Genomic DNA, 13,391 nt, shown 5'->3' with positions numbered 1-13,391 from the left:
GTTGTGGGGGCGGGTGCTGCGGCTAGGCAGGATCTGTGCGTTGTCGGGTGCGGGTGCGTGGGGGCTGGTCGCGCAGTTCCCCGCGCCCCTAGGGGGTGGGGGTTGCCGTCGCTCGGAGAAACTCCCGGAGGATGCGCTCCCCCGCCAGCACTCCCCGCTCGGGTAGGGCCGTGACCTGTGGGGCCGTCCAGGACTCGTCGGCCAGTTCGCCGTGGCCCGGGCGCCAGGCCTTGTCCGCTGCCAGCAGGAGGTCGGCGTCCAGGAGGGAGTCGCCGGCGGCCAGGGTCAGGGTGGCGCCGGTGCGGTGGGCGACCTCTCGCATGGCCGCGCTCTTGGTGAGGGGCTTCGGTACGGCGTAGATCTTGCGGCCCTGGAGGGACACCGTCCAGCCGCGGTTCTCCGCCCAGACCGCGAGTTCCTTCACCCACTCCTCGGGGAGCAGCTCGCGCTCGACGACGAGATAGGCGAAGAGGTCCTCGGCGATCCGGTGCTTGCGCACCCACGCCGGGTCGGCGGTGTCGGCGAGGTACTGCCGGACCTCCTCCAGCGGCGCGCACTCGGCGGCCAGCTTCGCCTGTACCCGGGAGTGCCAGTCCTCGTCGGTCACGCCGTCGACGAGGAGGTGGCCGCCGTTGGCGCAGATCGCGAACTTCGGCTCCGGGCCTGGCAGGTTGATGCGCTGGTACTGCTTGCGGGTGCGGGTGGTGGTCGGTACGAACACGGCCCCGTCACCGAGTTCGCCGAGTTCGGTGAGGAGTCCGGCCGCCGTCTCCGTCATGAAGGACAGCGGCTTGCTCTCGTGCACCTCGACACAGAGCAGCCGGGGCGCCCGCGCGTCCGGCATGGTCAGCGCGAGGGCGGCCGAGGAGTAGATGAGCGTACGGTCGAGGTCGCTCGCGACGAGTACCGGCATCAGACCGCCACCGCCTTGCCGTCGGCACCGGTCGCACCGCGCGTGTACTTGGGGTGGATCAACCCCACGCAGGTGTACGGCAGTTCGGCCACCTCCTCGACGGGCACGCCCCGCTGCTCGGCGAGCAGCCTGACGTGGTCGAGGTCGGCACCCGCGCCGGCCCGCGCGAGGATCTTCCAGGGCACCCGGCGCAGCAGCACCCGGGTGGTCTCGCCGACGCCGGGCTTGACGAGGTTCACGTCGTGGATGCCGTACTCCTCGCTGATCCGCTCAACTGCCGCCCAGCCCTCCCATGTTGGGGTCCTGTCGGCGGCCAGCAATTCCTTGGCGAGCGTCGCCACGGCGTCCGTGACCTCCGGGAAGCGTGCGGCGACGGCGTCCAGGAAGTCCACCGAGACATCGACTCCGGCGAGTTCGCGGTAGAACTTCGCGCCGTGGAAGTCGTGCGGGCCGACCAGGTCCGAGCGGAGCACCGTACGCGAAATCAGCCCCGACACGGTCGAGTTGAGGCAGGCGGAGGGGATGAGGAAGTCCTCGCGGGTGCCGTACGTCTGCACGCACGAACCGGGGTCGGCGAGCACCGCGATCTCCGGGTCGAAGCCGGTGATGCCGTCGGACTCCTCGAACTCCCTGACCGCGTCGGTGAGTTCGCGGGTGATGGCGCCCTTGCCGGTCCAGCCGTCGACGAACACGACGTCGGCGGGGTCGTGGTGGGCGGCGAGCCAGCGCAGCGCGTTGGCGTCGATGCCTCGGCCGCGCACGATCGACACGGCGTAGTGCGGGAGGTCGAGACCGTGCCGGTACTGGGCCCAGCGGCGCATCAGGACGCCGACCGGGGTGCCGGCGCGGGCGAGGGAGACGAGCACGGGGTGGGGTGAGCGTTCGGCGAGGACGAGTTCGGTCACGGCGCCGACGGCCAGGGCGAGCCGGCTCGCCGCCTCGTCCAGCGCGGTGTGGAACAGCTGCTGGTACTGCTCGCTCGGCTGGTACTCCACCGGCAGCGACTCCGCGTAGTGCGCGCCGCCGCTCTGGATGGCCTCCTCGCGCTCCTCGGTCGGCGCCTCCAGCGTCACGTCCGAGAGGTCCTGGAGCAGCCAGCCGACCTCTTCCGGCGCGTACGAGGAGAAGGCGGGGCCGCGGAGGGGCTCGGGCAGCATGGGGGGCCTTTCGGGGACGTACGAGGGCACTACCGCGAGGACGACGTGCGGGGTGTTTTCGGCGAGCCTCGCCAACAGGCCGTCCGGGGCGTGGAGTTCGGGGGTGTCCGCGGTGTCGTCGATCACGGCGACCACGGCGTCGAAGTCGGCACCGGCGATGTTGTAGGCGTAGCGGTCGCCCGGGCCGTCCGTGGGGTTGTCGTGAGCCGGGAAGGTGAGGCGGGTGCGGATCGCGTAACCGGGGTCGTCCACCGCGAGGACCGGTGAGCGGGTGGTGGTGGAGTAGGTGACACCGGCGTCGATGACCTGTTCCAGCTCGCGGGCGAGTCTCAGGGGGGCGTACATCAGCTCTTCGAAGCCGAGGATATGCACACGGTGCGCGTTTTGAGGGAGGGCATCTGCAAGGCGGGCGGCCATTGCGGGGAGTGCGTGTTCGAGGCGTATTCGGTGCGCGGGGGTGAAGCCGTGACGTCCACCGTCCGGGAGGTTTCTGGGCCAGCGGAGTTCGACTCGGGTGATGCGGTTGTCGGTCGAGTGCGGGCCGGTGGGGGCTGGTCGCGCAGTTCCCCGCGCCCCTGAGGAGTTGGCGTCCAGGTTCGTCTTTAGGGGCGCGGGGAACTGCGCGACCAGCCGAGACGGCGCCGCAGACGACTGACCACCTGTCCCGGCACCCCCTGCCTCGTACCTCGCCACCAACTCCTGGCCCTTCTCAAGGACCCCATCCGGCAAGCGCACCGTCCCCGATGCCGCTGCCACCAAGTCCACCCTCGCGCCTATCTCCGCCGCGAACTCGTCCAGGCGGCCGGCGTCGGCAGAGGAACGCATGTCGACCAGGGCGACCACCACGTACCGGCCACGCGGATAACGCTCGTGCAGGTCGCGGATCGTGTTCAGGACCGTGTTGCCCGTGGAGAACTCGTCGTCCACCAGGACCAACGGCCCCTCGCCTGCCAGCAGTTCGGGGTTCTCGGGGAGCAGGAGGTGGGACGTCGCGTGGGAGTGGGACTCCTCGAAGCCGCCTGCCGTGGCCACGCCGGGGACCGGGCGGCGGGTGGAGTGGAGGTAGGGGGCGAGGGCGATGCCGTCGGCCACCGCGTGGCCCAGGCCCGTCGCGGTTTCCGCGTAGCCGAGGACCACCGCCCGGGCGGACTCGTCGGGGCCGAGGAGGTCGCGGACTCTGCGGCCCAGGGTGAAGCCGTAGCCGTAGACCACGGACGGGGACTGGGGGACGTGCTTGCCGAGTACGTTCGACACGAGGAGGTGGGCCCGCTTGGGGTTGCGCCGGAGCGCGAGTCCCAGGAGGTCGGTCAGCTCGGGGTCGCCGAGCAGTTCGACACCGAGCCGCTCCGCGACCCAACTGCCCGACCAGACCCCGTCGTTCACTGCCTTGTTCATACGTCCCTTGCGATTCAGCCGGGGATTCCGGCGGCGAGCAGCTCCACGAAGCCGACGTCCTCGCGTGCGACCCCGAAGATCTCGGCGCGCAGCATCGTCCGCTCGGCCCAGGCGCGGTGCGGCTTCACCTCGTTCATCTTGTTCGTGTACGCCGAGCGCAGCACGCCCCCGCCGCCCCGCTCCGGCCGCAGGATGTCCTGCGCGTCGCAGAACTCCTCGTGGCTGACCACGGACAGCGCGTGCACGGGCAGCACGTGGGTGGGGTGGATGCAGGTCTTGCCCAGCAGCCCGTTGGCCTGGTCGAGGGCGATCTCGCGCAGCAGGCCGTCCATGGCGTGCTCGATCAGCGCCTCGCGCAGCTCCTCGGCCTGGCCCTCCAGGAAGGGGCTGCGGCGCAGCTGCGGCTTGAACATGCGCTCCTGGACGCGGAAGTACTCCCACACCGGGCCGGTCACCGTGAAGCCGGTGCCGTCGGCGCGGCCCAGCATGTTCACCACGTCGGCGATCACGTTGGCGACGATCTGGACGTCGTAGGCCGTCATGTCGGAGGCGCGGCGCAGGCCGTAGGAGGAGCAGAAGTCGGTCACGCCGAGGCGGAGGGCGAGGACGCGGTCGCGGTACTTGCCGATCGCTCGGGAGATGCCTTCGAGGGTCTCGACGCGTGACTCGCGGTAGAGGAGCTCGGGCGACTCCAGGACCGGCATGCCGAAGAGCCGGTGGCCGCTCGCCGCCTCCGCGGCGGCCAGCGCCTCCAGGAAGGGCATGCCGCTCTCCTCGGTGAACTTCGGCATCACGAAGCCGGAGAGCAGTCGTACGGCCGGGCCCATGCGGCGTACGAGATCGGGGATCTGCTCGGGCACGCGGACCCGGACGAACAGCAGCGGAAGCCCGGTGTCCGGGCGGGCGGCCAGCTCGGTGAACTGCTGGACCAGGTTCTCCTCGGCGGCCGGGACGTCGTCGTCGCCGATCGAGTCCTCCAGGCACAGCACCATCGACACGACGCCGCGTCCCGCGAGCTTGACGATGTCGTCGGCGAGGCGGGGGCGGGTGGCCGGGCTGTAGAGCGTGGCGCCCAGGGCCGCGGCGAGCAGCCGGGCCGGGGAGTCCGCGTCGAACTCGCACGGCTCCTGGAAGAAGAGACGCTGCCGTACCTCAGGGGCAATGTGCCCGAAATGACGCATAAAGCTCCCCCGTGGTGACGTTGTGGTTCGTGATTGTTTTCGATAGGTGGCCGGTAATAGTACGTACAAACCCATGTCAGGGGTTCCCGCCGGGCATGAACTTCAGGTAACTCGGCCATGTCGGTGTCCGAACCCCCACGTTGTCGTGACCAGGACCGAGAGGGCAGGATGACCGCATGACGCACGCGATGCTGAAGGGGTCGAACGTCCCGCTGGAGGCCACCACGGTACGTGCCGTGCTGCGCTGGACTCCCGGGCAGGGGGTCCCGGACGTGGATGCCTCGGCGCTGCTCCTCGGCCCCGCCGGTCAGGTGCGTTCCGACGAGGACTTCGTCTTCTACAACCAGCCCCGGCACCCCTCCGGGAAGGTCTGGTGGCTCGGCAAGAAGCGTGTCGCGGAGGGTCCCACCGACACGATCCAGACAGATCTCGCCGGTGTCGAGCCCGAAGTCAGCCGGATTCTGGTGGTCGCTTCGGCGGAGGACCACACCTTCGACCGCGTAAAGGGGCTGCGCATCCTGCTGTACGACGCGGCCGTCGCCGAGGGTGATCCGCTGCTGTATTTCGACATCAAGCCGGAGACCGGTGAGGAGACCGCGCTGATCTGCGGGGAGCTGTACCGGCGGGGTGAGGGGTGGAAGTTCCGGGCCCTGGGTGAGGGGTACGCGAACGGCTTGCGTGGGCTGGCGATGGACTTCGGGATCACGGTGGACGAGTCGGAGGGGGCGGGGGCCGTTCCGGAGGTTTCGCAGCCGTTGCCTCCGGCGGTTCCGGTGCAGTCCGGGTACGGGTATCCGCAGGAGCCGGTGACTCAGCCGGCGTATGGGTATCCGCAGACGGCTCCCGCCGGGACGTATGGGTATCCGCAGCCGGTGCCTGTTGCTGCTGCGCCGGATCCGGACTTTCGGATGCCTCCGCAGGGGCCGCAGTTCATCTGAGGGTGGGTGCGTCGTTTTTTGGCTGCCGGCCGGTGGGGGCTGGTCGCGCAGTTCCCCGCGCCCCTAAAAAAACTAACGCTCGACCTTTGTTTTGTAACCCCGCCCCCACTGCAAGCCCCAGCCGTACAAGCGGTCCAGCTCGGCCTGGAAGCCGTACACGAATTTCACCTCGCGGCGGACGACCAACTCCCCCTTGACGTTCTCGATCATGACGACCGCGCAGGAGCGGGCCTGGGGGTGGCGTTCGTCCAGGCCTATCTCGATGCGGGGGCCGTTGCTGGGGTAGAGGGTGACGATCGCGTGGGTGCGGTCGAAGGCCGGGGTCTGGTCGTAGATGTAGACGAAGACCAGGAGGCGCTTGATCTGGTCGCGGTGGTCGAGGTTGACGTACATCGTCTCGCCGGACGCGGAGCCGAAGCGGTCGTCGCCGCTGAGTTTGACGTACGGCGGTGAGTTGACGTCGCCGAGGAGGCCGCCGAGGGGCTGGACCACGCCCTTGGTGCCGTCCATGAGTTCGTAGAGGCAGCCCAGGTCTAGGTCGACGTTGACCATGCTCTGGCTGTGGCCCATGACCTCCGGGGGCTTGAGCGCCTTGAAGGGGTGGCGCAGGAGGCTGTCCCGCTGTAGGCCGCCTATGTCGGAGGTCCGCATCCGCCAGGTGAGGTTGACGCGGAGGTTGCCGGTGGCCGCGCCCTGTTTGGTGAGCGAGACCTGGTGGTGCCGTTTGGTCAGTTCGATCGCGTTGCTGGCCGCGCTGCCCGAGTCGAAGTCGGCCTCGCGCCGCCAGATCCCGTCGAAGAAGCCCATTCCCGCCCCCACGTCCACATCAACGTTCCGCATGACAAAGCCGTCGGGGCGGCCGGGCAGAGGACACTGTCCTCGACGGCCGCCCCGAACAGAAGCGTTCCCTCACCGGGGAGCTTGTCACACCCCGGACGAGACCTCAGTCTTCTCGTCCGAGCCCGCTTTTCCCTCGGCTTCCGCGAGGGCCTTGTTCCTGCGGACCGAGGACCAGAAGGACCAGCCGATCAGGATCACGCCGACCAGACCGGTGATGACCTCGTTGATCTGGTACTGGATGGTGACCATGAGGATCACGGCCAGGGCGCCGATCGCGTAGTGCGCGCCGTGCTCCAGGTACACGTAGTCGTCGAGCGTGCCCTGGCGGACGAGGTAGACCGTCAGGGAGCGGACGTACATCGCGCCGATGCCGAGGCCCAGTGCCATCAGGACGATGTCGTTGGTGATGGCGAACGCGCCGATCACGCCGTCGAAGGAGAAGGACGCGTCCAGGACCTCGAGGTAGAGGAACATGAAGAACGCGGCCTGGCCGGCGAGGACGACCGCCGAGCGCTGCTTGCCGGTGCGCGCGGCCTCTTCCTCCGCCTCGTGCTCCCGCTCCTCCTCTTCCTCGAGCTTGTCCTCGAAGTAGCCGGAGAGTCCGCCGACGATCATGTACGTGATCAGGCCGGAGATACCGGCGATCAGGACCGTCTGCGCCTTGTCGGTGTGCGCGCCGCCGTGCTGGTGGGCGTGGGCCGCGAAGGTGAACGAGGTGATCAGCAGGACGATCAGGGCGATGCAGACCGACAGCATGTCGACCTTGCCGAGCTTGGCCAGCGGGCGCTCGATCCAGCGCAGCCACTGGATGTCCCGGTCCTCGAAGATGAAGTCGAGGAAGATCATCAGCAGGAACATGCCGCCGAAGGCCGCGATCGCCGGGTGGGCGTCGGTGACCAACTGCTGGTAGTGGTCCTTGTTGTTGAGCGCGAGGTCGACCGCGTCGATCGGACCGATCTTGGCGGTGACGGCGACGATGACGACGGGGAACACCAGCCGCATGCCGAAGACGGCGATCAGGACGCCGACCGTGAGGAAGATCTTCTGCCAGAAGGCGGACATCTTCTTCAGGATCCCGGCGTTGACCACCGCGTTGTCGAAGGACAGCGAGATCTCCAGGACGGCCAGGATCGCCACGATGCCGAAGGCTTCCCACCCCCCGTAGAACGCCGCTGCGACGAGGCCGAGCGCGGTGACCGCGAACGACCAGCCGAAGGTTTTCAGAAGCACTGGCTACCCAATCGTGTGTTGGGGGTTCCCCCAGACGGAGTCTGGGGGAGGGTCTCCCCCCGCGCCGCACTCGGCTTTACTTAAAATTTGACGTCGAGCACTGAGTCTAGAGGGAGACTCCGCCGACCGGGACAGCCGGTGTGGATAACGCCCTTTACGAGACGTTGACCCCGAAGTCCATGGCGATGCCCCGCAGTCCTGACGCGTACCCCTGGCCCACCGCCCTGAACTTCCACTCGCCCTGGTAGCGGTAGAGCTCGCCGAAGATCATGGCCGTCTCGGTGGAGGCGTCCTCGGAGAGGTCGTAGCGGGCCAGCTCCTGGCCGTCCGCCTGATTGACGACGCGGATGAAGGCGTTGCTGACCTGGCCGAAGGTCTGGCCGCGCTCGTCGGCCATATGGATGGAGACCGGGAAGACGATCTTGTCGACGTTGGCCGGCACCTTGGAGAGGTCGACCAGGATCGACTCGTCGTCACCCTCGCCCTCACCGGTGAGGTTGTCGCCGGTGTGCTCCACCGAACCGTCCGGGCTCGTGAGCTGGTTGTAGAAGATGAACCACTCGTCCCCGAGCACCCGGCCGCCGTTGCACAGCAGCGCGCTGGCGTCGAGGTCGAAGTCGGCGCCGGTGGTGGAGCGCGCGTCCCAGCCGAGACCGATCAGGACGTTCGTGAGGTTCGGTGCGGCCTTGGACAGGGAGACGTTGCCCCCCTTGGCGAGCGTGACGCCCATAGTGCTGGTCCTCCCCGAGGTGATGCTTCTTTGGTTGTCCTGCGCTCCCCCGGAGGGGACCCCCGGCGCCGCACGCGAACCGCGCGGCGCCGGACGGTGAGGCCTTGACGTCAGACGTTGACGCCGAAGTCCTGGGCGATGCCGCGCAGGCCCGAGGCGTAGCCCTGGCCGATGGCGCGGAACTTCCACTCCGCGCCGTTGCGGTACAGCTCGCCGAAGACCATGGCTGTCTCGGTGGAGGCGTCCTCGGAGAGGTCGTAGCGGGCGATCTCGGCGCCGCCTGCCTGGTTCACCACGCGGATGAACGCGTTGCGGACCTGGCCGAAGGACTGCTGGCGGTTCTCGGCGTCGTAGATCGAGACCGGGAAGGTGATCTTGTCGACGTCGGCCGGGACCGCCGCCAGGTTCACCTTGATCGCCTCGTCGTCGCCCTCGCCCTCACCGGTGGTGTTGTCACCGGTGTGCTCGACGGAGCCGTCGGGGCTCTTGAGGTTGTTGAAGAAGACGAAGTTCGCGTCACTGGCGACCTTGCCCGCGCTGTTCAGCAGCAGTGCGCTGGCGTCGAGGTCGAAGTCGGTGCCGGTGGTGGTGCGGACGTCCCACCCCAGACCGACGATGACCGCGGTCAGGCCCGGGGCCTCCTTGGTCAGTGATACGTTGCCGCCCTTGCTGAGGCTGACTCCCACGAGTCCTCCATTGGTGTCCAGGGGCGGGGATGCCCCGTAGTGCGTCGGTATCGGATCAACGTCTCGATCCTAGTGACGGGTTCCCGGCCCTCGCAGGCTCTGGGACCTAACAATCACAGGCTGTCGAGCGCCTTCACGTACTCGTTGAGGTCGCGCGCGTCCGGCAGGCCGTTGACGACCGTCCAGCGCACGACGCCCTCCTTGTCGATGACGAAGGTTCCGCGCACCGCGCAGCCCTTGTCCTCGTCGAAGACGCCGTACGCGCGCGAAGTGTTGCCGTGCGGCCAGAAGTCGGAGAGCAGCGGGTACTCCAGGCCCTCCTGCTCGGCGAAGACGCGCAGGGTGTGGATGGAGTCGTTCGAGACCGCGAGGAGCTGGGTGTCGCGGTCGGTGAACTGCGGCAGGTTGTCCCGCAGGGAGCACAGCTCGCCGGTGCAGACGCCGGTGAAGGCGAAGGGGTAGAAGAGCAGCACCACGTTCTTCCGGCCCCGGAAGTCGGAGAGCTTCACGGTGGCGCCGTGGTTGTCCTTGAGTTCGAAATCGGGGGCCTTGTCGCCGACCTGGATCGCCATCTCGTCCTGCATCCCTTCGGTGGGGCTGTTCGGGTGAGTCCAGCCTGGGTCCACCACCCTACGCAGCGATCACGGCATGCGGACGGACGGGCTGGCGTGGCCAGCCCGTCCGGGATTCAACGATCGAGGTACCTCCGGGGACTACCTCTTGGACTTGGCTGCCTTGGGCGTCACCAGCCGGCTGCCACTCCAGTCCTTGCCCACGCTGACGCTCTTGGCCGCGGAAAGGCCCGCGGTCGTGGCGGCTTCCGAGATGTCGCTGGGCTCGACGTAGCCGTCACGGCCGGTCTTCGGCGTCAGCAGCAGGATCGAGCCACCCTCCTCGACGTACGAGATGGCGTCCACCAGCACGTCGGTCAGGTCGCCGTCCTCGTCGCGGAACCACAGCACCACGGCATCGGCGACGTCGTCGTAGTCCTCGTCCACCAGGTCGCTGCCGATGACTTCTTCAATGGCCTCGCGGAGTTCCTGGTCTACGTCGTCGTCGTAGCCGATCTCCTGGACCACCTGCTCGGGCTGGAACCCCAGCCTGACGGCAGGGTTCGTCCGCTCCTCCGCGTGGTCCGCGGTCGCGCTCACGGGTTGCCTCCTGATCATGTCTTGATGAATGTCCAGCCACGCGCGTGCGCGAAGCATTGGCCGTAGTCCACACGGACGGGCCGGATCGCGCAAGTACCCGGCGATTCGGAACGCCGAAACGGTGACGATCCTGGCCGTGTCGCCGCAACTCCAGGCACGCTATCGCGGCCGCCGGTGACGTACACCACAGCGTTCTGCCCGGTTTGCACGTTTGAGAACCCTCCGAGGGTACGCGACTCGAATGACTTTGCTAAACGAGTCACGGTTACCTCACGGTAGAGATGACGATTGCCGTCCTGCGGTAGACCATGGGGAACGGTGCAGAACCATGGAAATCCAGCGCCTATAAGCCCCATTAAGCCCTCATCAGCCTCAGACAGCCCCCTCACACAGCTCCCTCTGACAGGTAAGGAACAGCGTGGCTTCCGGATCCGATCGCAATCCGATCATCATTGGCGGCCTTCCGAGTCAGGTTCCTGACTTCGATCCCGAAGAGACCCAGGAGTGGCTCGACTCGCTCGACGCCGCCGTGGACCAGCGCGGCCGCGAGCGTGCCCGCTATCTGATGCTCCGGCTGATCGAGCGGGCCCGCGAGAAGCGCGTGGCCGTGCCCGAGATGCGCAGCACGGACTACGTCAACACCATCGCCACCAAGGACGAGCCGTTCTTCCCCGGCAACGAGGAGATCGAGCGCAAGATCCTGAACGCGACCCGCTGGAACGCCGCGGTGATGGTGTCCAGGGCTCAGCGGCCCGGCATCGGCGTCGGCGGCCACATCGCCACGTTCGCCTCCTCCGCCTCGCTCTACGACGTGGGCTTCAACCACTTCTTCCGGGGCAAGGACCAGGGCGACGGCGGCGACCAGATCTTCTTCCAGGGGCACGCCTCGCCGGGCATCTACGCCCGCGCGTTCCTCCTGGACCGGCTCAGCGAGCAGCAGCTGGACGCGTTCCGCCAGGAGAAGTCGAAGGCGCCGTACGGGCTGTCCTCGTACCCGCACCCGCGGTCGATGCCGGACTTCTGGGAGTTCCCGACCGTGTCCATGGGCCTGGGCCCGCTCGGCGCGATCTTCCAGGCGCGGATGAACCGCTACATGGAGGCGCGCGGGATCGCGGACACCTCCAGGTCACACGTGTGGGCGTTCCTCGGCGACGGCGAGATGGACGAGCCGGAGTCGCTCGGCCAGCTGTCGATCGCCGCGCGCGAGGGCCTCGACAACCTGACCTTCGTCGTCAACTGCAACCTCCAGCGGCTCGACGGCCCGGTGCGCGGCAACGGCAAGATCATCCAGGAGCTGGAGTCGCAGTTCCGGGGCGCCGGCTGGAACGTCATCAAGCTGGTCTGGGACCGCACCTGGGACCCGCTGCTCGCCCAGGACCGCGACGGCGTGCTGGTCAACCAGCTGAACACCACGCCGGACGGCCAGTTCCAGACGTACGCCACGGAGACCGGCGCGTACATCCGTGAGCACTTCTTCGGGCACGACCACCGGCTGCGCGCGATGGTCGAGAACATGACCGACGACCAGATCCTGCACCTGGGGCGCGGCGGGCACGACCACCAGAAGGTGTACGCGGCCTTCGAGGCGGCCAAGCAGCACCAGGGCCAGCCGACCGTCGTCCTCGCCCAGACGGTCAAGGGCTGGACGCTGGGCCCCAACTTCGAGGGCCGCAACGCCACGCACCAGATGAAGAAGCTGACGGTCGCCGACCTCAAGGGCTTCCGCGACCGGCTGCACCTCCCGATCACCGACCAGGAGCTAGAGTCCGGCGCGCCGCCGTACTTCCACCCGGGCCGGAACTCGGAGGAGATCCAGTACATGCACGACCGGCGCAACGCGCTGGGCGGCTACGTCCCGACGCGCGTCGTCCGCTCGAAGCCGCTGGCGCTGCCCGAGGAGAAGACGTACGCGAGCGTGAAGAAGGGTTCGGGCCAGCAGTCGATCGCCACCACCATGGCGTTCGTACGGCTGCTCAAGGACCTGATGCGGGACAAGGAGATCGGCCGGCGGTTCGTGCTGATCGCGCCGGACGAGTACCGCACGTTCGGCATGGACTCGTTCTTCCCGAGCGCGAAGATCTACAACCCGCTGGGCCAGCAGTACGAGTCGGTCGACCGCGAACTCCTGCTCGCCTACAAGGAGTCGCCGACCGGCCAGATGCTGCACGACGGCATCTCGGAGGCGGGCTGTACCGCTTCGCTGATCGCGGCAGGTTCGGCGTACGCGACGCACGGCGAGCCGCTCATCCCGGTCTACGTCTTCTACTCGATGTTCGGTTTCCAGCGCACCGGTGACCAGTTCTGGCAGATGGCCGACCAGTTGGCGCGTGGTTTCGTGCTGGGCGCGACCGCGGGTCGTACGACTCTGACCGGTGAGGGTCTGCAACACGCGGACGGGCACTCGCAGCTGCTGGCGTCGACGAACCCGGGCTGTGTCGCCTACGACCCGGCGTTTTCGTACGAGATCGCGTACATCGTGCAGGACGGTCTGCGGCGGATGTACGGCTCGGACGCCGAACACCCGCACGGGGAGGACGTCTTCTACTACCTCACCGTCTACAACGAGCCGATCCAGCACCCGGCGGAGCCCGCGGACGTCGATGTGGAGGGCATCCTCAAGGGCGTCCACCGCATCAGTCAGGGCGCGGCGGGGACGGTTCCGGCGCAGATCATGGCGTCCGGGGTCTCCGTACCGTGGGCTCTTGAGGCGCAGCGGATCCTCGCCGAGGAGTGGAACGTGCGGGCCGATGTGTGGTCCGCGACCTCCTGGAACGAGTTGCGGCGCGAGGCGGTCGAGGTGGAGCGGCACAACCTGCTGCATCCCGAGGAGGAGCAGCGGGTTCCTTATGTCACGCGGAAGTTGAGCGGGGCGGAGGGGCCGTTCGTGGCTGTTTCCGACTGGATGCGGTCGGTTCCTGACCAGATTTCTCGGTGGGTGCCCGGGACTTACCAGTCGTTGGGGGCTGATGGGTTCGGGTTCGCGGACACGCGGGGGGCTGCTCGGCGGTTCTTCCACATTGACGCGCAGTCGATCGTGGTGGCTGTGCTGACGGAGTTGGCTCGGGAGGGGAAGGTTGACCGGTCTGTGCTGAAGCAGGCGGTTGATCGGTACCAGTTGCTGGATGTCGCTTCGGCTGATCCTGGTGCGGCTGGAGGAGATGCGTAGTTTT

Annotated in this window: 11 protein-coding genes; 2 read left to right on the top strand and 9 right to left on the bottom strand. The window is 67.9% G+C overall.

Going from position 1 to position 13,391, the window contains the following annotated elements; genetic code table 11:
- Nucleotides 1–88: 88 nt before the first annotated feature.
- From ACNFOC_RS15550 to ACNFOC_RS15540, 3 genes are read right to left on the bottom strand one after another with little or no spacing between them, the layout of a single operon-like run.
- Complete coding sequence (locus tag ACNFOC_RS15550; protein WP_416959698.1) at nt 89–913, bottom strand: HAD family hydrolase; 825 nt, start codon at nt 911–913, stop codon at nt 89–91.
- The gene (locus ACNFOC_RS15545) at nt 913–3,465 is read right to left on the bottom strand and encodes a phosphoribosyltransferase (protein ID WP_416959697.1); all 2,553 of its coding nucleotides are present in this window, start codon (nt 3,463–3,465) and stop codon (nt 913–915) included. The genes ACNFOC_RS15550 and ACNFOC_RS15545 overlap by 1 nt, the downstream gene beginning before the upstream one ends.
- Before the next feature lie 14 nt (nt 3,466–3,479).
- Nucleotides 3,480–4,646 carry an HpcH/HpaI aldolase/citrate lyase family protein gene (locus tag ACNFOC_RS15540; RefSeq protein ID WP_416959696.1) on the bottom strand — a complete coding sequence of 389 codons (1,167 nt, stop codon included), beginning with the start codon at nt 4,644–4,646 and terminating at the stop codon, nt 3,480–3,482.
- A gap of 176 nt (nt 4,647–4,822) precedes the next feature.
- On the opposite strand from ACNFOC_RS15540, the gene ACNFOC_RS15535 reads away from it, so the two are divergent.
- Nucleotides 4,823–5,584, top strand: coding sequence for a TerD family protein (locus ACNFOC_RS15535; protein ID WP_416959695.1), 762 nt, complete (start codon nt 4,823–4,825; stop codon nt 5,582–5,584).
- 72 nt (nt 5,585–5,656) lie between these two features.
- Here ACNFOC_RS15535 and ACNFOC_RS15530 read toward each other — a convergent pair whose 3' ends face one another.
- From ACNFOC_RS15530 to ACNFOC_RS15505, 6 genes are all read right to left on the bottom strand, one after another.
- Nucleotides 5,657–6,391 carry a TerD family protein gene (locus ACNFOC_RS15530; RefSeq protein WP_033286889.1) on the bottom strand — a complete coding sequence of 245 codons (735 nt, stop codon included), beginning with the start codon at nt 6,389–6,391 and terminating at the stop codon, nt 5,657–5,659.
- Between the two features lie 117 nt (nt 6,392–6,508).
- Nucleotides 6,509–7,654, bottom strand: a complete 1,146-nt coding sequence (locus ACNFOC_RS15525; protein WP_416959694.1) for a DUF475 domain-containing protein — start codon at nt 7,652–7,654, stop codon at nt 6,509–6,511.
- A gap of 154 nt (nt 7,655–7,808) precedes the next feature.
- Nucleotides 7,809–8,384, bottom strand: a complete 576-nt coding sequence (locus tag ACNFOC_RS15520; RefSeq protein ID WP_416959693.1) for a TerD family protein — start codon at nt 8,382–8,384, stop codon at nt 7,809–7,811.
- A gap of 110 nt (nt 8,385–8,494) precedes the next feature.
- Complete coding sequence (locus ACNFOC_RS15515; RefSeq protein WP_019060360.1) at nt 8,495–9,070, bottom strand: TerD family protein; 576 nt, start codon at nt 9,068–9,070, stop codon at nt 8,495–8,497.
- 113 nt (nt 9,071–9,183) lie between these two features.
- Entirely contained in the window at nt 9,184–9,642 is a 459-nt protein-coding gene (locus ACNFOC_RS15510) for a peroxiredoxin (RefSeq protein WP_393041258.1), read from the bottom strand.
- 141 nt (nt 9,643–9,783) lie between these two features.
- Nucleotides 9,784–10,221 carry a DUF3052 domain-containing protein gene (locus ACNFOC_RS15505; RefSeq protein ID WP_019060358.1) on the bottom strand — a complete coding sequence of 146 codons (438 nt, stop codon included), beginning with the start codon at nt 10,219–10,221 and terminating at the stop codon, nt 9,784–9,786.
- Between the two features lie 418 nt (nt 10,222–10,639).
- Here ACNFOC_RS15505 and aceE point away from each other — a divergent pair, with 418 nt between their 5' ends.
- Complete coding sequence (aceE, locus tag ACNFOC_RS15500; protein WP_416959692.1) at nt 10,640–13,387, top strand: pyruvate dehydrogenase (acetyl-transferring), homodimeric type; 2,748 nt, start codon at nt 10,640–10,642, stop codon at nt 13,385–13,387.
- Nucleotides 13,388–13,391 lie beyond the last annotated feature (4 nt).

The organism is Streptomyces colwelliae (assembly GCF_048158785.1).
Classification (GTDB): Bacteria; Actinomycetota; Actinomycetes; order Streptomycetales; family Streptomycetaceae; genus Streptomyces.
Note: the sequence above shows the minus strand (reverse complement) of the source record. Positions and strands in the feature narration are given on the sequence as shown.

Excerpts from the sequence above, each read along its gene's own strand:
- ACNFOC_RS15530 (WP_033286889.1), bottom strand. The coding sequence starts at position 6,391 with ATGGGCTTCTTCGACGGGATCTGGCGGCGCGAGGCCGACTTCGACTCG.
- ACNFOC_RS15535 (WP_416959695.1), top strand. The coding sequence starts at position 4,823 with ATGACGCACGCGATGCTGAAGGGGTCGAACGTCCCGCTGGAGGCCACC.
- ACNFOC_RS15550 (WP_416959698.1), bottom strand. The coding sequence starts at position 913 with ATGCCGGTACTCGTCGCGAGCGACCTCGACCGTACGCTCATCTACTCC.
- ACNFOC_RS15510 (WP_393041258.1), bottom strand. The coding sequence starts at position 9,642 with ATGGCGATCCAGGTCGGCGACAAGGCCCCCGATTTCGAACTCAAGGAC.
- ACNFOC_RS15540 (WP_416959696.1), bottom strand. The coding sequence starts at position 4,646 with ATGCGTCATTTCGGGCACATTGCCCCTGAGGTACGGCAGCGTCTCTTC.
- ACNFOC_RS15545 (WP_416959697.1), bottom strand. The coding sequence starts at position 3,465 with ATGAACAAGGCAGTGAACGACGGGGTCTGGTCGGGCAGTTGGGTCGCG.
- ACNFOC_RS15520 (WP_416959693.1), bottom strand. The coding sequence starts at position 8,384 with ATGGGCGTCACGCTCGCCAAGGGGGGCAACGTCTCCCTGTCCAAGGCC.